15 protein-coding genes, 1 tRNA gene and 1 riboswitch are annotated in these 18,174 nt (G+C 70.8%); of the genes, 13 read left to right on the top strand and 3 right to left on the bottom strand.

The features are described from left to right. Positions 1 to 842 precede the first annotated feature (842 nt). Both ACGFK0_RS34890 and ACGFK0_RS34885 read left to right on the top strand, forming a co-directional pair. Positions 843 to 1,175 (top strand): hypothetical protein, encoded by a 333-nt coding sequence (locus ACGFK0_RS34890; RefSeq protein ID WP_191334482.1) that lies wholly within the window; start codon positions 843 to 845, stop codon positions 1,173 to 1,175. A 189-nt stretch (positions 1,176 to 1,364) separates the two neighbouring features. After that, positions 1,365 to 3,011, top strand: coding sequence for a relaxase/mobilization nuclease domain-containing protein (locus tag ACGFK0_RS34885; protein ID WP_392912774.1), 1,647 nt, complete (start codon positions 1,365 to 1,367; stop codon positions 3,009 to 3,011). A 67-nt stretch (positions 3,012 to 3,078) separates the two neighbouring features. On the opposite strand, the gene ACGFK0_RS34880 is transcribed toward ACGFK0_RS34885, so the two are convergent. Further along, positions 3,079 to 3,273: a hypothetical protein gene (locus ACGFK0_RS34880; RefSeq protein ID WP_392912773.1), complete on the bottom strand. Its 195-nt coding sequence runs from the start codon at positions 3,271 to 3,273 to the stop codon at positions 3,079 to 3,081. 53 nt (positions 3,274 to 3,326) lie between these two features. Then, positions 3,327 to 3,719, bottom strand: a complete 393-nt coding sequence (locus tag ACGFK0_RS34875) for an ATP-binding protein (protein ID WP_392912772.1) — start codon at positions 3,717 to 3,719, stop codon at positions 3,327 to 3,329. 152 nt (positions 3,720 to 3,871) lie between these two features. On the opposite strand from ACGFK0_RS34875, the gene ACGFK0_RS34870 reads away from it, so the two are divergent. Both ACGFK0_RS34870 and ACGFK0_RS34865 read left to right on the top strand, forming a co-directional pair. After that, positions 3,872 to 4,654, top strand: a complete 783-nt coding sequence (locus ACGFK0_RS34870; RefSeq protein WP_392912771.1) for a Scr1 family TA system antitoxin-like transcriptional regulator — start codon at positions 3,872 to 3,874, stop codon at positions 4,652 to 4,654. Beyond that, on the top strand, positions 4,645 to 4,818 hold the full coding sequence (locus tag ACGFK0_RS34865; RefSeq protein WP_392912770.1) for a DUF397 domain-containing protein: 174 nt from the start codon (positions 4,645 to 4,647) through the stop codon (positions 4,816 to 4,818). Before ACGFK0_RS34870 ends, ACGFK0_RS34865 begins: the two co-directional genes overlap by 10 nt. Before the next feature lie 486 nt (positions 4,819 to 5,304). Here ACGFK0_RS34865 and ACGFK0_RS34860 read toward each other — a convergent pair. Further along, a tRNA-Pro gene (locus tag ACGFK0_RS34860) sits at positions 5,305 to 5,378 on the bottom strand. 267 nt (positions 5,379 to 5,645) lie between these two features. Between ACGFK0_RS34860 and ACGFK0_RS34855 the strand changes: the two genes are divergently transcribed. From ACGFK0_RS34855 to ACGFK0_RS34815, 9 genes are all read left to right on the top strand, one after another. Next, complete coding sequence (locus ACGFK0_RS34855) at positions 5,646 to 6,341, top strand: hypothetical protein (RefSeq protein WP_392912768.1); 696 nt, start codon at positions 5,646 to 5,648, stop codon at positions 6,339 to 6,341. Positions 6,342 to 6,575: 234 nt separating this feature from the next. Continuing rightward, on the top strand, positions 6,576 to 8,423 hold the full coding sequence (locus ACGFK0_RS34850) for a SpoIIE family protein phosphatase (protein WP_392912767.1): 1,848 nt from the start codon (positions 6,576 to 6,578) through the stop codon (positions 8,421 to 8,423). A gap of 453 nt (positions 8,424 to 8,876) precedes the next feature. Next, positions 8,877 to 9,034, top strand: a riboswitch (cyclic di-AMP (ydaO/yuaA leader). A gap of 10 nt (positions 9,035 to 9,044) precedes the next feature. Then, complete coding sequence (locus ACGFK0_RS34845; RefSeq protein WP_392912766.1) at positions 9,045 to 9,800, top strand: CHAP domain-containing protein; 756 nt, start codon at positions 9,045 to 9,047, stop codon at positions 9,798 to 9,800. Positions 9,801 to 10,118: 318 nt separating this feature from the next. Next, complete coding sequence (locus ACGFK0_RS34840) at positions 10,119 to 12,998, top strand: CDP-glycerol glycerophosphotransferase family protein (protein WP_392912765.1); 2,880 nt, start codon at positions 10,119 to 10,121, stop codon at positions 12,996 to 12,998. Beyond that, positions 12,982 to 14,310 carry a glycosyltransferase gene (locus tag ACGFK0_RS34835; protein ID WP_392912764.1) on the top strand — a complete coding sequence of 443 codons (1,329 nt, stop codon included), beginning with the start codon at positions 12,982 to 12,984 and terminating at the stop codon, positions 14,308 to 14,310. Before ACGFK0_RS34840 ends, ACGFK0_RS34835 begins: the two co-directional genes overlap by 17 nt. A gap of 34 nt (positions 14,311 to 14,344) precedes the next feature. Continuing rightward, positions 14,345 to 15,583: an acyl-CoA dehydrogenase family protein gene (locus ACGFK0_RS34830; RefSeq protein WP_392912763.1), complete on the top strand. Its 1,239-nt coding sequence runs from the start codon at positions 14,345 to 14,347 to the stop codon at positions 15,581 to 15,583. Continuing rightward, positions 15,580 to 16,356 carry an SDR family oxidoreductase gene (locus ACGFK0_RS34825; protein ID WP_392912762.1) on the top strand — a complete coding sequence of 259 codons (777 nt, stop codon included), beginning with the start codon at positions 15,580 to 15,582 and terminating at the stop codon, positions 16,354 to 16,356. The genes ACGFK0_RS34830 and ACGFK0_RS34825 overlap by 4 nt, the downstream gene beginning before the upstream one ends. 8 nt (positions 16,357 to 16,364) lie before the next feature. Continuing rightward, on the top strand, positions 16,365 to 16,982 hold the full coding sequence (locus tag ACGFK0_RS34820) for a TetR/AcrR family transcriptional regulator (RefSeq protein ID WP_392912761.1): 618 nt from the start codon (positions 16,365 to 16,367) through the stop codon (positions 16,980 to 16,982). Positions 16,983 to 17,017: 35 nt separating this feature from the next. Continuing rightward, complete coding sequence (locus ACGFK0_RS34815) at positions 17,018 to 18,172, top strand: acetyl-CoA C-acetyltransferase (RefSeq protein ID WP_392912760.1); 1,155 nt, start codon at positions 17,018 to 17,020, stop codon at positions 18,170 to 18,172. The last annotated feature ends 2 nt before the right edge of the window (positions 18,173 to 18,174 follow it).

Here is an 18,174-nt window from a genome sequence, read left to right as displayed (position 1 = left end):
TGGGCGTAGAGTTGAAGCGGAGTTTGGATGAAGCGGGGATCCGCGGTTTCCGATACCTTCCGGTCGATTGGGTGAATTGACGGCCAGCCCATGTCAAGGTTCTGGCCACAGAGGACCGATCTCTCCTATGCACCGGCTTGCTCAGAGTCGAAGACATTCCTCTCCTGAGCGGAACAGGTTCCAGGCTTGGATTCCCGACCTACCCGGTCGGTCGACCTTCCTGCTGTCCAGGCATCGACTGGTTTGCCGGAGACGACGTCATTATGCGGGTCACCCGTCACCCAGGCACAAGCGAGGCCAGTGGCTGGGCCACCCTGGAGGTTCGTGGCCGGACGGCCGAGGCGGCCGAAGCGGCGGCGACCGGGCTGCCGTCGAAGCGGTCCACTCCGTAGTGAGGCGATCTCAGCGACATCCGGCAGGGGAAGCCGTGGATGTGTATCGCTGAGGCTCGTGACGCTCTGGTCTTGTGCTCGCACTCGTCGGCGGCGATCTGGAGACCTCCCTTGGCCAGGTGCGCCACGCCGAGCGCCATGCTGGCGTTGGCTCGGGGGCTCGTCCAGGATGACGTTCAGTGTTTTTAGGCGTCTGTTCGCCGCATCAACGTTTTTGATTGTCGGGACGGGTCGGGGCGTCGGCAGGTATCGGGGGGCTTCACTGGCGCGGAGCAAGTAATAGGCAACGTTCATTTGTGTGGCTGGGCCGGGCGCGGTCCAGCCAGGGCAGAGGGATCGGGCGCGATCCCCGAGGGGGTGAGGCATACGTTCGAGATCGGCGAGTCGGTGTCGGGGTCCGGGGTGCCGCGGAGGCGTCGTTCGGTTCGGGCGCAGCAGCGGAGTCGGTCGGTGAGGATCGCGCTGTCGGAGCAGGAGTATGCGGTTTTGGCGGCTGCGGCGGCGAACGAGGGGTTGGCGCTGGGGGCGTTCGCCGCGCAGGCGAGTCTGGCGGCGGCGCAGGGACGAGTGGTTGCGGAGTACGCCGTGCTGCGAGAGGCGTTGGCGGCGGTGTTGTTCGCCGCCGGGCAGGTGCAGCGGGTCGGCGTGAATCTCAATCAGGCCGTTGCGGCGTTGAACTCCGGGGAACTGGTCGAGCAGCTTCGCTGGTACGCGCAGGCGGCGGCGCGCAGCATTGACCGACTCGATGAGCTGGCTCAGGAGTTGCGGCATCGGCTCCCGTGACCGGTCGGCCGGGGGCCGTGGTTGATCGGGAAGATCCGTCGTGGAGAGCGTGTCCAGGGGCTGCTGCGCTACCTGTACGGTCCTGGCCGGCATGAGGAGCATCGCGATCCGCATGTGGTGGCGGGTTTCCGGAGCGCGCCGGAGTTGGAGCCTGGGGTGGGGGCGGATGGGAGCCGGGATTTTCGGCGTTTGGACGCGCTGCTCACGCAGCCGTTGGCGCTGCTGGGGGAGCGGAACTATCGGCAGCCGGTGTGGCATCTTCCGTTGCGGGCGGCGCCCGAGGACCCGGTCATGTCCGATCGGCAATGGGAGCGGATCGCTCATGAGGTGATGGACCGGGTCGGGCTCGCTCCGGACGGGGACTTCGGCGCAGTCCGGTGGGTGGCCGTCCGGCATGCCGCCGACCATGTCCACATCGTGGCGACCTTGGCGCGCCAGGACGGCGGTCGGCCCGATGTGTGGAACGACGGCTACCGCGTCCGGGACGCTTGCCGCGCGGTCGAGCAGCGGTACGGGTTGCGGCGGACGGCTCCGGCGGACCGGACGGCGGCGCGGCGCCCGAGCCGGGGCGAGATCGAGAAAGCCGCCCGCCACGGTCGGCCGCTACCGTCCCGCACGCTTCTGCGACGCACAGTCCAGACGGCGGCGGCCGGAGCGAGCAGCGAAGCGGAGTTCTTCCGGCGGCTGCGTGACGAGGGGGTCCTGATCCGCCGGCGTTTCAGCGAGCGGGCGGCCGACGAGGTGACCGGCTACACCGTCGCCCTCCCCGACGATCTGAACGGCGATGGACGTCCCGTTTGGTACGGCGGCGGGAAGCTCGCTGCCGATCTCACTCTGCCCAAGCTTCGCCGCCGGTGGACGGGCGCGGACGGGTCCGTCCGCGCGTCGTCCCCGTTCCGCCCGCTGGACGGACGACATCTGTCCGAGCGGACAAGACGGGCCGTGCTGCGGACGGCCGTCCGCCGCGCGGCAGACGAGTCGGCGACGACCAGCGAGTTCCTCGACCGGCTCCGGGGCGAGGAACTTCTGGTCAAGCTGCGCTACAGCCAGATCGTTCACGGGCAGATCACCGGCTACGCCATCGCTTTCGCCCCTGACCACGATGGCGAAGAGCCCACGTGGTATCCCGGCAGCCGTCTCGCCGATGACCTATCACTATTCCGTCTCCGCCAGCGCTGGGCCACGCCTGCCGCGCACCGCGAGCCGGCCGCCGACCACGATGAGCTGACGCCGGAGGAGCGCCAGGCGTTCTACGACGACGCATCCCGCGCCGCCGCCTTCGCCACCGCCGAGATCCGACGGCACCTTGTCACCAACCCGCATGCCGCACAGGACGCCTGCTGGGCGGCCTCTGACGCCCTCCACGTCGCAGCCCGAGCCACCGGCAACCGTCACCTCCACCGCGCCGCCGATGCCTACGACCGCGCGGCCCGCGCCCCCCACGGCCGCATTCCCATGCCGACTCCGGCGGGCAACGCGCTGCGCACCACAGCCCGCCTGCTCGCGCTCACCGGCACAGCGAAGGACCGAACGGTGGTGTCGATGATGCTGCTCATCGCCAACTTCATCACCCTGCTCGACACCATCGCTCAGCTGCGACACCTTCAGGGGCGTCACGCCCAGGCCGACGCCGCTCGAAGGGCCGCCGCGCACACGCGACAAGCACGACCAGCAGGCCATGCCCCCGCACCCCCGCCGGCCGGCCCGAACGCACAAGCGCGCCTGGCCATGGCCGCCTTCCCGAATGCGTGGGCTCCGCTGCCGCAGAATGCACAGAGCAGAACAACGCCGTCGGCGCCCACGGGCCTAGTCCGCCCCAGTCGACGACGGCCGTGATCGAACGGCTCTCCATCGCGACGCTCGCCAGCCTCACCTCAAGGAGGGGCTGCTTCTCGCCGGTCGCTCATCCGGCCTCTCGGAGCTGGAGGATTGCGCGCTCGCAGGCTTCCGGGTCGGCGGTGTGGAGCAGGTCCAGAAATCCGTCCAGGTCGGACGCAGAGATCAGGACGCGCCCCGTCGCCCTCCACATCCCGTCTCGATCCAGCGTGATCGACCATTCCGGGAAGAGGTACTGCAGTAGCAGCAACGTGACTCGCATCGTCTCCTCACCGGAGCGTGGTCCCAGCGCTCTTTGCCTTCCATCTCGCATGGTCAGGGCAGCTTGGCCCAGACGACCTTGCGGCCACCGGCGAGGCGTTTGACTCCCCACTCGTGCACGAGCTCCGCCATGAGCTGCAGGCCACGGCCGGAGGTGGCGGCGTAGTTCTGGGGCTGGACGGTGGGATGTCCCGTGCCGGTATCCGATACCTCGATCACCGGTTGCCCATCGTCCGGGTCGAGGAAGAGCCGGATGACGATCGGGCCTTCGCCGTGCTTGCAGGCGTTCGTGGTCAGCTCGCAGACCACGAGGCGGCCTGTGTAGTCGTCGGTGATGCTCCAGCCGGCGAACTGTTCGGCGAGGAACCGGCGCGCGAGGCGCGGTGCCTGATCGGTGGAATCGAGGACGAGCGTCGGGACTTCAGGAGCTTGCGGTGCTGCGGACATCGGCACGACCTTCGCTGCCAGAACGGTTTTTGGTAACTCACCGCACAGACTGAACTCCTCCGCGTAGCGTTACCACCGAAGCGCCCCAGCACACACGTGGCGCTGACGATCGCTGGTAGGTGGGTTCCCCTCACTCACGTGGAGGCGAAGCAGTGGCCGCACGCAAACCGACATCGAAGACCGTCTCCTTCGGCGCAGAGGTCACGCGCCTCCGAGAAGAAGCAGGGCTCAACCGGACGGAACTCGCAGCACGGGCGGCAGTCACCCGCAGCTACATCTCGCAGGTCGAGTCCGGGCGCACCAAGTGCCGCAAAGACTTCGCCGAACGACTGGACAAGGTGCTGGACTCGGGTCCCGCACTGGTCGATGCATGGGACGAACTCCTGCGTTCCAGCAGCTACCCGAGGTTCTTTGCAGACTTCCCCCGGGCCGAGGCGTCCGCTGATGCGCTGCGTGCGTTCGAGATCAGGTTGGTCTATGGGCTTCTGCAGACTGAGGCGTACGCACGTGTGCTCCTGTGCGACGACGAAGCCGTCCGCGAGCGGATGCAGCGACAGAAGATCCTCACCAAACCGAACGCTCCGACCGTGTTCGTTGTGCTGGACGAGTCCGTCCTCCTCCGTGAAGTCGGCTCCCGGGAGATCATGCGCGAACAGTTGGAGCATCTGATCGAGATGTCGGAGCGTGACAACATCACGATCCAGATCGCCCCGATCGGCTACTACCGCGACGCCCGAGCACCGTTCGTGATCGCGACTCAACCCGATCGCAGCGAGATCGTGTACCTGGAGCACAACATCGGGGGCGAGACGAGCGCTGAGCCGAAGGACCTCGCGCTCGTCAGCGAGGCTTTCAGTAGGCTCCAGGCGGCGGCGCTTTCACCCAAGGCGTCGGTCGAACTGATGCGGAAGGTTGTGGAAGAGCGATGGACGTGACCTGGCGCAAGTCGTCGCGTAGCAGCGAGGCCGGAGACAACTGCGTCGAACTGGCCGACCTCGGCGAGGCCGTGGGTATCCGCGATAGCAAAGACCCGGCCGGCGCCAAGTTCACCCTGCGCCGCGACGAGTTCGCGAGCCTCCTGGCGATTCTGAAGCGCTAAACGCCCGGACATGACACCGAAGAAGCCCCGGCCCGCGAGGGACCGGGGCTTCTGTTGTCGCCTCTGTCGGTACACGCCGTAAGCAGGCCGCGGAGACAGGGCGCCGCGAGGCTTCATTGTTGATCAACGCGTAATCGGGCGGATCGGCGCGAGGGCAGGGCCGGAAGTAGCCCAGGGGAGGCGGCCGGGTTCCATGAAGGACCCGACCGCCGTGAGATGACCTCGCGGTGCCGACCCGCGGGGCCGCCCGTGCGGGTGATCGAGAGGACTCGGGATCGATCGCGGGTCGTCGAGGGACAGACGGACAGGCGGCGGGACGTGTGAACATCCGGTGGGGCGGAGCGGGCGGATGCCGGTCTTCCTGGTCCCGTGTGAACCGGGCGAGTGCCGCGAGGGGCGGCCGAGTTCACTAACGAATGGCTAACAAACGATCAAGAGGCCGGTCCTCCGAGTGGAGGAAACGGCCTCTGAGCTGGTGTTTCTGTGTCGGGACGGCGGGATTTGAACCCACGACCCCTTGACCCCCAGTCAAGTGCGCTGCCAAACTGCGCCACGTCCCGGTGCCCGCTGCAGCGGGCTTGATTACTGTAGCGCAGTCTGCCGGGTCGTGCGTACCGGGATATGGGACCGCGGATCTCTGGTAGGCGGGCCTGATGGTGTCTGTGCGGGCAGGGCCGGCGGGGCTTGTCTGCCTGGGGCTGGTGTGCGGGTGCGGGGCCGGGGGAGGGGCTCGGACGGTGAGCGGGAGTCCGGGGGCCGGAAGGTCGGCGCCGAAGTCTTCTCGGGGCGTTGTGCGGGTGCCCGAGGGGGTTCGGGCGTCGTTTGTGGTGTTCGATCTGGTGGCCGGGCGCGTGGTGGTGGAGCGGCGGCCGCGGCAGACGTTCCGGTCGGCCTCGCTGGTGAAGATCCTTGTGGCGCTGGACTACATGCGGGAGCACCGGGTCTCGGCGGATGACCGGGCGTTGATGCGGGACATGCTGAGGTCGAGCGACGACCGGGCGGCGACCGAGTTGTGGCGGCGGGGCGGGCAGAAGGAGATCATCGAGCGGATGGTGCCGCGGGTGGGGTTGCGGGAGACGGCGCCGCCGCCCGCGGACAGGCCCGGGTTCTGGGGGTACACGGCGCTCAGTGCGCGGGACGTGGTCCGGACGTACCGGTATCTGCTGGAGGAGGCGCCGGAGGCGCACCGGGAGTTCGTGCTGGAGCAGTTGCGGGAGTCGACGCCCTGCGGGACGGACGGGTTCGACCAGACGTTCGGGATTCCGCGGGCGGTGGGGAGGCCGTGGGCCGTGAAGCAGGGGTGGTCGGGGTTCGGGGACGCTCCTGCGGGGAGGTTCCGTGGTGCGCAGCCGGCGGCGTGGCAGCCGGATCTCGGGCTGGGGCGGCCGGTGCTGCACACGACCGGGCTGGTGGGGGAGCGGAAGATCGTGGTGGTCCTGACGCTGCATCCAGCGGGGACGTCGTTCCGGCGGGCGGCGGAGCGGATCACGGCGTTGACGGAGCAGGTTCACCGGGCGGGGTGACCTGAGTCACAGGGTGGGGAACGGTTGCCTCCGTGAAGGGTCACCGGAAGTCGTGCGGGACCTGGGTCAACGGAAAACCCAGGCAAAGATGTGGACTGTTTAGTCGGTTCTGGGCGAATAGTCCTTCGCTGACGTATGTAGCTTTTTTCTCCCAGGGCATGTGACGCCGAACGGGGGTCAGGGTTGGCGGAAGCGGAGGGCGCCTTCGGGCAGTCCGGGGTACACGTTGCGGACGTGGACGATCTGCGGGGCGCCGCGCACGACCGCGCGGTGCTGTCCGAGGCGCGGGTCGTGCTGGCCCGGCGGCTCGGTGTTCCGACGGGGGAGGCCCTGCAGCATCTGATCTGGCTGGCCCGGGACCTGGACATGGAGCTGTCCGAGGCGGCGTCCCTGCTGGTGAAGGACGGCGGTGCCGGGCCGGTGGGGGCCGTGATCGCCGGGCGCCGCGCGCCCCGCGCCGAGGGCGGCGCGGTGGAGCGTCAGGCGGTGGTGTCGGAGGCGGACGACGTCCTGCGACGGGTGACGGCCGAGGACACCGCGGGAGACGCGCAGATCCTCGGCGCGGTGCCGGACGATCCGGTGGCGCGGGCGGTGCTGGACGCGGCGCTCGACCCGTCGGCCCATTTGATCCCGGTCAGGGGGGCGGACGGGAACGTGGTGGACTTCCTGTTCGCGGATCTCAACGGTGTCGCGCGGGACATGTTCGGGCGCGGCCGGGAGGAGTTGATGGGCCGGCGGCTGCTGCAGATGGAGCCGGGTGCGGTGATGAGCGGGCTCTTCGACGACTACGTGGAGGTTCTGGAGTCCGGCAATAGTTTGGAACGTTCCTCGTTCCTGTACTCCACCGCTCAGGGCGGCCTGACCCGCTCGTCCCGGGTGAGCGTGCGGTGTGTCCCGGTGCCGACGGGCGTCTGCTCGACGTGGCGGTACCACGCCGCCGAGGATCGGACGGTGCGGCGGCTGGAGCGGGTCGAGCGGCTCGCGCTCATGGGGTTCGGCGAGTGGGATCTGGCGACCGGGGAGGCGGAGTGGACGCCGCAGATGCTCGCCAACTACGGGCTCCGCCCCGACGAGGTGCCGCCGATGCCGCACGATCTTCCGAAGGTCGTGGCGGAGGACGATCTCCCCCTGGTCGAGGAGGCCGTGCAGACGATGTTCTCGCGGCGGGAGCCGGTGGAGGCCGAGCACCGCGTGATCGGCCAGGACGGGGCGCCGCGGCATCTGTGGATCTTCGCCGAGCCGGTGCTGGACGAGTCGGGTCTGCCGGTCTCGATCAACATCGTCTCGCAGGACATCACGCGGCGGCGCGGGGTGGAGCGGGCGCTGGCCGAGACCCGGCGGCAGATGCTGAAGCAGCAGGAGCGGATGGCGCAGGAGCGGCGGGTGGCGGTGACGCTGCGCCGCGCGATCCTGCCGGACGACGACGAGGCGGAGCGGCTGCCCGGCCTGGTCACCTCGATCCGGAGCCTGGCTGCGGAGAGCACCGCCCGCATCGGCGGGGACTGGTACGCGACCCGCGTGCTGCCGGACGGGCGGGCGTTGTACGCCATCGGAGACGCGGCCGGGCACGGGCTGCCCGCGGCAGCGGCGATGGCGCGCAGCCGCAACGGGCTGCTGGGCCTCGCGTGCACGGGGGAGCCGGCGGGACGGCTGGTGGGGTGGCTGAACGAGCTGGTCGGCACCATGGATCCGCCGGCGACGGGGACGGCCGTCGTCGGCCATTTCGACCCGGCGCGCCGCGTCGTGGAGTGGACGTGCGCGGGACATCCGCCGCCGATCCTGATCCGGGACGGGTGGGCGGCGCCGCTGGAGGTCGTCCGTGACCCGATGCTCGGCGCGATGCCAGGCTGGGAGTACACGACGATGACCACCCGCCTCGAGCGCGGCGACATGCTCTTCCTTTACACCGACGGCCTCGTGGAGCGCAGGGACGCGGATCTGGACGAGCGGATCGCCCGCCTCACCGCCATTCTGCGGGACACCTCGACGCGGCCGGGGCTGGTGCTGGACGAGGTCCTGGCGCGGATGGAGCATGACCGGGCGGCGGACGACACCACGCTCTTCGCGTTGCGCGTGGAGTGACGAGAACCATGTTTGACCTGCGAAGAGCTCACCGTGTGACTTAGAACTCACCTGAGCGGGGGGCAGACGGCCGGCACAGGGCGGAACGCCGTGTGCCGGCCGTCGCCGTACGCGGGTTCTTTACCTTGTGCCCGGTGGGCCGGAGCCCCGTGGGGAAAGGGCCTGAGGGCCGGTCGCCGAGTGATCGGGAAGACATCCGGCGCTGACGCTGTTGGTGGTGTCTTGGAAGGCCTTTGAGCAGGCAAGACGGAGTTTTGTCGGTGATTTGCTTTCCTTGAGAAGGTTGATACCTTCTATCCGAATCCCGCAGCGCGTCCCATGCGTTGCCACCGGCCGCCCCATGCGCGGCCGAGGATCGCGGAGCGGAACCCGCACGCGATGCGCGCCACAGATGCGCGCCACCTCATCGAGATCCAATCGCTGAGATCAATCCGAAAATCCAGCACCGCATCCCGCGGTGCGAGGCCGAGTCCGTCCCGGTCCACTCGACCGGAACGGAGCCGGGGACCCAGGTTCCAGGGGTGAATCGGCGCGCCGCAGAGTCGCGCCGTAGGGCTACTTCCATGCCCGAATCCGTCAGCTAACCCGGTAGGCGTCATGGGAGACAAGGAGATTCCCCGCATGACCGGTCGCTTCGATCGACTTTCCCTGAACAACATCACCGCCACCCTGAACAGCTTCACGGCCGAGGACAAGGCCGTCAGCGTCGCCGTCAGCGCGGTGCTCGCGGGAGCCGTCGGGCTCGCGATGTTCAACCCCCTCACCGGCGACGCCGTCGCCGAGACTCCGGCCCAGGCGGCCGCCGAGAAGGGCACGGTCTCGTCGAGCGAGTCCGCTGAGCGCTCCGCCGCCGACTACCTCGAGGCGGGCTACAAGGTGCCGCCGCGCGCGGTCAAGGCCTCCGAGGTGCTCGAGCTGGCCGAGGAGCAGGTCGGCATCAGCGAAGGCCAGGGCGGCCAGACCAAGTTCCACGACTGGTACGTGTCGACCCCGCACGCCAAGGCCACCGCCCAGCGCGACGGCGGCTTCTCCGTCGACGCCTACAACGGCGCGCAGTGGTGCAACATGTTCGTCTCGTGGCTCGGAGCCCAGACCGGCGTCAAGAACATGGGCTGGGACGCCTACACCGTCCAGCACGCCTCCTGGTTCGAGGACACCGGCCGCTGGGGCAAGAAGGCCAAGCCCGGCTCGGTCGTGTTCTTCGACTGGGACAAGAGCTCCAGCATCGGTGCCATCGACCACGTCGGCATCGTCGTCAAGGACAACGGCGACGGCACCGTCAGCACCATCGAGGGCAACACCGAGAACGCGGTGCAGAAGAAGGTCCGCGACAAGTCCACGGTCGTCGGGTACGGCTACCCCGACTACGCGGCCTGATCCATCCCGCGATCCACGATCGGCGCGCTCGCGCCTCCGTGATCAGAAGGCGCCCGGCATCCCCGCCGGGCGCCTTCTGGCGTTCCCGGGTGATCTGCCCTCATGTCTGCGTCGAAGGCGGGTAATACCAACCGTTGACAGGCTTTGATCGCCCTTGGACCTTGGCGCGGTGTTCTTGGAAAGGAACCCTGCACGCGTCCGATCGGCGCATGGAAGGGAGCACCTGAGCAGAAGGCCGGATCGGACGCCACTGCCGGAGGCCTGGGGGGCGTCTCCCGGAACTCCAAGCCGTGGAGGGGGAAGCCCATGCGCCCGGATGTGAGTGTAGTGGTGATCGCCTACAACGACGCGCGGAGGCTGCCGCGTGCGGCCGCCTCGTCGCTGGGGCAGTCGCTGGGGTCGGTCGAGACGGTCATCGTCGACGACGCGAGCACCGACGGCACCGCGGAGGTCGCCGACCGGTTCGCCGCCGCGCAGCCGGGGCGGGTCAGGTCCGTCCACCTGCCGTCGAACTCCGGGGGGTGCGGCCGCCCGCGCAACGCCGGCATCGAGGCCTCCACAGGCCGGTACGTGATGTTCCTCGACAGCGACGACCTCCTGGACCGGCACGCCTGCCTCAACCTGCTGGGCGCGGCCGAGGACACCGGCGCCGACATCGTGTCCGGCCGGTGCGACCGGGTCTTCCTGGACCGGCCGCAGGACGCGAAGGCACGCGTCCGCCCCTGGTACCCCTGGCTTTACGAGCGACGCGCGGTGTACGGGTCGCTGAGCGAGAACCCCGATCTCCTCTACGACACGCTGTCGACCAACAAGGCGTACCGCCGGGGCTTCCTGGACGAGCAGGGACTGCGGTTCGTCGAGGAGCTGTACTACGAGGACCTGCTGTTCACCGCCGAGGCGTACCTGGCCGCCGGCCGTACCGCGCTGATCCCGCACCGGGTCTACAACTGGCTGGTCCGGGAGCCGGCGGCGGCGCCGTCCATCTCCAACAGGCGCGCCGAGCTGGCCAACTTCGCCGACCGGCTGGAGATCCACCGGCGCATCGACATGCTGTTCGCGCTGCGCGGCGCCCACGACCTGCGGCGTGCCAAGGACGTCAAGTTCATCAACCACGACCTGCTGCTCTACATGCGGGAGCTGCGCGGTCGTGACCCGGACCACCAGGCGCGGTTCCTGGACCTGGCGGCCGGCTATGTGGCCGAGCTGGACCCCCGGGCGTTCGAGGAGGCCAATCCGCTGCCCGCGATCGCCGCGTACCTGGCGCGTGAGGGAGACCACGCGGGGGCGCTCGCCGCCGCCGAGTACGTCCCCGGCAGCCGGCCGGAGCTGCGCGCGCGGCTCGTCGAGCGGGACGGGCGGGTCTTCTGGGCCGCCGGCCGCCCGGACAGGACCCTCGGCCGCCGCATCCTGGACGTCACCGGCCTCGGCTTCCATCAGCGGCCGCTGAAGGAGCTGTGCCCGGGCAACACGGTGACGCGGCTGGAGACGCGCGCCGGCCGCGTCCGTATGGCCGGGGACGTGCTCAACCCGCTGAACCGGATCCCCGCGGACGCCGAACTGTCCGGCACGCTGGAGTTCGGCGACCGGCGCCGCCCGGCCCGCAAGGCGCGGGTCCGGGCCTCCGTGCGACACGAGGGCGACCGGCTCGCCTGGTGGGCCGAGTTCGACCCGGCGGCCCGGATCCGGCCGATCGGGTTCATCGACCCGGTGTGGGACGTGCGGCTGCGCCTGCGGGTGGACGGCGAGGACGTGGTCACCCGGCCCGGCGCGGGCCGGGGGTCGCCTCCGCTGGACGGCGTCGTCCTGCCCGTCCGGCCGCGGCTGACGCGGCTCGCCGCCGACCGGCTCCGTTCGCGCGTCACCGCGCGCGGGCAGCTGGCGTTCGTCCTGGAGGCGGGCAGCCCTTGGGCGCGGCTCGCCGGCGGGGTCGTGCGCCGCGCCGCCGCGACCCCGGCCGGGCGTGCGGGCCGGCGGCGTGCGGGGGGCCTGGCCCGGCGTGTCCGCCGGACGCTGACCTCGCAACGGACCAAGATCGCCGTGTTCAACCGGGTGCTGACCCGGCTGCCGGTCCGGACGGGGCTGGTGGTCTTCGAAAGCCACATGGGCAAGCAGTACTCGGACAACCCGAAGTACATCCACCGGGAGCTGCGGAGGTCGGGCCGGCCGGTGCGGGCGGTGTGGTCGTACGCCTCGTCCCCGAAGGGGTTCCCCGACGACGCCGGGCTGGTCCGGCGCGGCTCGTGGGCCTATTTCCTGGCGCTCGCGCGCGCCGAGTTCTGGGTGGACAACCAGGGCTATCCGGACGGTCTTCGCAAGCGGCGCGAGACCACCTACATCCAGACCTGGCACGGGTCGGCGTTCAAGCTGATGGGTCTCGACCAGCCGCGGCTCAAGAGCGGCCCGGCGGCCGAGCAGGCCCGGCTGCGGCGGATGGTGGAGCGTTTCGACTGCTTCCTCGTCCGGTCCGGGCATGACGTGGAGACCCTGTGCGGGGGTCTCGGCGTCCGCTCCGAGCTGCTCCCGGCCGGCTATCCCCGCAACGACCCCTTGGTCAACGGCGTGGACGGCGATCCCGAGCTGGCCGCCGAGGTCGCCGCCCTGCGGGACGCGCTCGGGCTGCACGACGGGCGCCGGGCCGTCCTTTACGCGCCCACCTTCGCCACCGGCCCGGACGGGCGTCCGGCCGGCGTGCTGGAGCCGCCGATCGACCCGGAGGTGTTCGCGCGGGAGCTGGGGAAGGACTTCGTGCTGCTCGTCCGGCCGCACTACCTGTGCCGGGCCGACCTCCCGCCCGGCGCCCGCACGGTCATGCGGGACGCCGGCGCCGCGCCCGACGTCACCCTGCTGCTGCTGCTCGCGGACGCGCTGATCACCGATCACTCCTCGATCATGTTCGACTTCGCGCTGCTCGACCGGCCGATCGTCCTGCACCTCCCGGACGGCAAGGACCTCACCACCGGCTACTTCGACCTGGAGCGCCACGCACCCGGTCCGGTCACCCGCACCGGGGAAGAACTCGTCGCCGCGCTCGCGGGCCTGGACGAGGCGGAACCCCTGCACGCCCCCCGGCGCCGCGCGTTCGCCGCGCGTTTCGGCGAATACGACCGAGGCACCGCCGCCCGGACGGTGGCGGACCGCTACTTCCCGCCCGCACGACCGCAACGCCAAGAGGGGAACAGGAATGGCCGCACCGCGTGACGTCTTCATCGTGTGCAACAACACCGACGGCATGGGCGGCCTGCAACGCTGGGCGCACCACATGGCGCGGCTGATGGCGGGACGCGGCGACCGCGTCACGCTCGTCGGGATCACCCGCGGGCCGGAGTCGTACCACCACGGCCGCGACGGCTCCTACGCCGTCGAGGTCCTGCACGAGGACTGGCGTCCGCCCGCGATGGCGTGGCGCCCGAAGAGGCTCCGCCAGCGGATGGACGTGCGGGCACGCGGGCGGGACCTGAGGCGGACGAGGGCCCAGCGGCGCGGCGCCGCCCGCCTGTCGGAGCTCTTCGCCGCGGCCAGGCCGGGCTCGGTCGTCATCGTGGGGCAGGTGTGGGCGATGGAGTGGGTGAGGCTGGCGGACACGTCCGGGCTGCGCGTGGTGGGCATGAGCCACGAGTCGTTCGCGGCCACCCGTGCGTCCTCGCGGTACCGGCGGGTCAAGGAGTGCTACGCGGACGTGGACCGGATGCTGGTGCTCACCGAGGAGGACGCCGACGCCTGGGCCAGGGACGGGATGACCAACGTGGACTACATCCCGAACGCGCTGCACGTCACCCCGGGCGTCCATCCCACGCTCGAACTCCCCGTCGTCGCCTGCGTCGGCCGCCTATCGTACGAAAAGGGCGTGGACATGATGCTGGAGGCGTGGGAGCGGGTCGCCGCGCGCCGTCCCGGCTGGCGGCTGCACGTCTACGGAGGCGGGCCGGACGAGGGCGGACTGCGCGAACGGGTGGACGCCGCGGGGCTGTCCGGCTCGGTGGAGTTCCGCGGCGTGGTCGCCGATGTCGAGGAGGCGCTCGTCGAGGCGTCGGTCTTCGCGCTGCCGTCGCGGGCCGAGGGCTTCCCGATGTCGGTGCTGGAGGCGATGGCGTACGGGCTGCCCACGGTCGCGTTCGACTGCGCGCCGGGCGTCCGTGCCCTGATCGGGGACGGCCGCGGCGGCGTGCTCGTCGAGCCGGGCGACATCGCCGCGTTCGCCCGGGAGCTGGAGCGCCTGATGGGGGACCCGGAGCTGCGCCGCGCCGTGGGCGCCGAGGCCCGGGCGTCGGTGCTGCGGTTCCGGCCGGACGAGGTGCTCGCCCGCTGGGACAGGCTCTTCGATCTCCTTCACCGCCCCGTGCCGCACGCCGCCGGGGAACCGGCGAGGGACATCGACAGCCCGAAGAAGTCCGCGGAGGCGACCTCGGAGGCCACCGCGGATGGCGGGACCGGGCCGACGACGGCGCGGATCCCAGGGCCGGCGGAGGGGCCCGCGGCGGAGCGGGCGGCGGAGCCCGCACCCCGCGGGTGATTCTTTCTAACAACTGTTTGGTAGAGTTCGCGGCGTGAACGAGAACGAGTCCCCGGCGGACCGGGCGTTCCGCGCCGAGGTCCGCGACTGGCTCGAGGCCAACCTGTCCGGCGGTTTCGCGCACGCCCGCGGGCTCGGCGGGCCCGGACGCGAGCACGAGGCGTTCGAGGAGCGGCTGGCCTGGGAGCGGCACATGGCCGCCGCCGGCTGGACGTGCGTCGGCTGGCCCGAGGAGTACGGCGGACGCGGCGCGACCGTCGAGCAGCAGGTGATCTTCCACGAGGAGTACGCGCTGGCCGACGGGCCCGCCCGGGTCAACCACATCGGCGAGAACCTCCTCGGCCCCACGATCATCGCGTTCGGCACCGACGAGCAGCGCGCCCGCTTCCTCCCGCCGATCGTGGCCGTCGAGGAACTGTGGTGCCAGGGGTACTCCGAGCCCAACGCCGGCTCCGACCTCGCCAACGTGCAGACCCGCGCCGAACCGGCCGGCGACCACTGGCTGATCAACGGCCAGAAGGTCTGGACGTCCCTGGCCCTCGAATCGGACTGGTGCTTCCTCGTCTGCCGGACCGAGCCGGGATCGTCCCGCCACCGCGGCCTGTCGTACCTGCTCGTCCCGATGAAGCAGGACGGCGTGGACATCCGCCCGATCGTCCAGCTGACCGGGACCTCCGAGTTCAACGAGGTCTTCTTCGACGCCGCCCGCACCGAGGCGGGCAACATCGTGGGCGCGCCGGGCGAGGGCTGGAAGATCGCGATGGCCACGCTCGGGTTCGAGCGGGGCGTCGCGACGCTCGGCCAGCAGGTCGGGTTCCGCCGCGAGTTCGAGGGCGTCGCCGAGCTGGCCCGCCGCACCGGCGCCATCGGCGACCCGCTGCTGCGCGACCGTCTGACCAGGTCGTACATGGGCCTGGAGATCATGCGGCTGAACGCCGTGCGGACCATGGCGGGCGTCGCCGCCGGGGCGCCCGGGCCGGAGTCGTCCATCTCCAAGCTCGTCTGGGGCACCTGGCACCGCGAACTCGGCGAGCTGGCCATGGACGTCCTCGGCGCCGCCGGGATGGTCGCCGACGGGAGGCGGGGGCGGGCCTCCGGCGGGGGGACGGAGGAAACACAGCCGTACGATCTGAACGACTGGCAGCGGCTGTTCCTGTTCTCCCGCTCCGACACGATCTACGCCGGGTCCAACGAGATCCAGCGCAACATCATCGCCGAACGGGTGCTCGGGCTCCCCCGGGAACCGGCCGCAAGCAGGGAGACACGCGGATGACCCCGCCCTACGTACCCGGACACGGGCTCCTCAAGGACCGCGCCGTCGTGATCACCGCGGCGGCCGGGGCCGGGATCGGCGGCGCCACCGCCCGCCGCTGCCTGGAGGAGGGCGCCCGCGTGCTGATCTCCGACGCCCACGAGCGGCGCCTCACCGCGTCCGCGCAGGAGCTGGAGAAGGAGTTCGGCGCCGGCCGGGTCGCCTCACTGGCCTGCGACGTGACCTCGGAGGAGCAGGTCCAGGCCCTGTACGACCTGGCCGTGGAGCGCTTCGGGCACATCGACGTCGCCGTCAACAACGCGGGCCTCGGCGGGACGGCCGACCTGGTCGACATGACCGACGACCAGTGGGGCCGCGTCCTCGACATCACCCTCAACGGCACGATGCGCTGCACCCGCGCCGCCCTGCGGATCATGCGCGACCGGGGCTCGGGCGTCATCGTCAACAACGCGTCGGTGATCGGCTGGCGGGCGCAGAAGGGGCAGTCCCACTACGCCGCCGCCAAGGCCGGCGTCATGGCCCTCACCCGCTGCAGCGCGCTGGAGGCCGCCGACTTCGGCGTCCGCGTCAACGCGGTCTCGCCGTCCCTCGCGATGCATCCGCACCTGGTGAAGGTGACCTCGGAGGAGCTGCTGGACGAGCTGACGCGCCGCGAGGCGTTCGGCCGCTACGCGGAACCGTGGGAGGTGGCCAACGTCATCGTCTTCCTGGCCAGCGACTACTCGTCGTACATGACGGGCGAGGTCGTCTCCGTCTCCTCACAGCACGCATAAGGAGAACGATGAGTCCACGAAGGCGCGACGCCGAGGGCACCGCCGCCGCCCGCGCGGGACGGCGGGCCGAGCTGCTCGCCACGGCGGCGGAGGTGTTCGCCTCCCAGGGGTACTCCGCCACCACCGTCCGGAAGGTGGCCGACGCGGCAGGCATCCTCGGCGGCAGCCTCTACTACCACTTCGACTCCAAGGAGGCGATGGCCGACGAGATCCTGTCGACCTTCCTGGACGAGATGTGGGCCTCCTACGACCGCGTCCTGGGGGCCGGGCTCAGCGCGCGCGACACCCTGGAGGGGATCGTCGTCGAGTCGTTCCGGTCGATCGACCTGCACCGGCCCGCCGTCGTCCTCTACCAGAACGAGTCCAAGCACCTCGCGACCAGCGAGCGGTTCCACTACCTGCACGAGTCGCGGCGCAGGTTCGAGGAGATGTGGCTCTCCCTGCTGGAGAGGGGCGTCGCCGAGGGCGCGTTCCGCGACGACCTCGACCCGAGCCTCGTCTACCGGTTCATCCGCGACACCGTCTGGGTCGCCGCCAACTGGTACCAGCCCGGCGGGCGGCTGTCCGCCGACGACATCGCCAAGCAGTACCTCGCCATGTTCCTCGAAGGGATCCAGGCGAGCTAGGCCCCACTGAGCTAACCCCCGCTAAGGAGAACCCCATGGCCGAGGCATACATCGTCGACGCGGTCCGCGCTCCTGTCGGGCGGCGCGGCGGCGGCCTGTCCGGCGCGCACCCCGCCGACCTCGGTGCGCACGTGCTGACGGCGCTGATGGACCGCACGAAGGCCGACCCGGCCGCGGTCGAGGACGTCGTGTTCGGCTGCGTCGACACCCTCGGGCCGCAGGCCGGCGACATCGCCCGCACCTGCTGGCTCGCCGCCGGGCTGCCCGAGGAGGTCCCCGGCGTCACCGTCGACCGGCAGTGCGGCTCGTCCCAGCAGGCCGTGCACTTCGCCGCGCAGGCCGTCCTGTCGGGGACGTCCGACCTGGTCGTGGCGGGCGGCGTGCAGAACATGTCGCAGATCCCGATCGGTTCCGCGATGACCGCCGCCGCGGCGCTCGGCTTCACCGAGGGGCCGTTCGCCGGATCCAAGGGCTGGACGCGCCGCTACGGCGACACCGAGGTGTCGCAGTTCCACGGCGCCGAGATGATCGCCCGCGACTGGGACCTCTCCCGCGAGGAGATGGAGGCGTTCGCCTACGAGTCGCACCAGCGCGCCATCCGCGCCATCGACGGGGGACGCTTCGAGCGCGAGATCGCCCCCTACGAGGGCGTCACCACCGACGAGGGGCCGCGCCGCGACACCACCAGGGAGAAGATGGCGGGCCTGAAGACCCTCGTGGACGGCGGGCGCCTCACCGCGGCCGTCTCGTCCCAGATCTCCGACGGCGCCGCCGCGCTCCTCATCGCGTCCGAGCAGGCCGTCAAGGACCACGGCCTCACCCCGCGCGCCCGGATCCACCACATCTCCGCCCGCGGCGAGGACCCGATCCGGATGCTGTCCGCGCCGATCCCCGCCACCGCGTACGCGCTGAAGAAGACCGGGATGACGATCGGCGACATCGACGCCGTCGAGATCAACGAGGCGTTCGCGTCCGTCGTGCTCGCCTGGCTGAAGGAGACCGGCGCCGACCCGGCGACGACCAACCCCAACGGCGGCGCCATCGCCCTCGGCCACCCGCTCGGCGCCACCGGCGCCCGCCTGATGACCACCCTCCTGCACGAGCTGGAGCGCACCGGCGGCCGCTACGGCCTCCAGACCATGTGCGAGGGCGGCGGCCAGGCCAACGTCACCATCATCGAGCGTCTCTGACC

It is taken from the genome of Spirillospora sp. NPDC048823, from assembly GCF_043198445.1.
Lineage (GTDB): Bacteria > Actinomycetota > Actinomycetes > Streptosporangiales > Streptosporangiaceae > Spirillospora.
The sequence above is the reverse complement of the archived record's forward strand: the minus strand, read 5'-3'. Positions and strand labels throughout refer to the sequence as shown.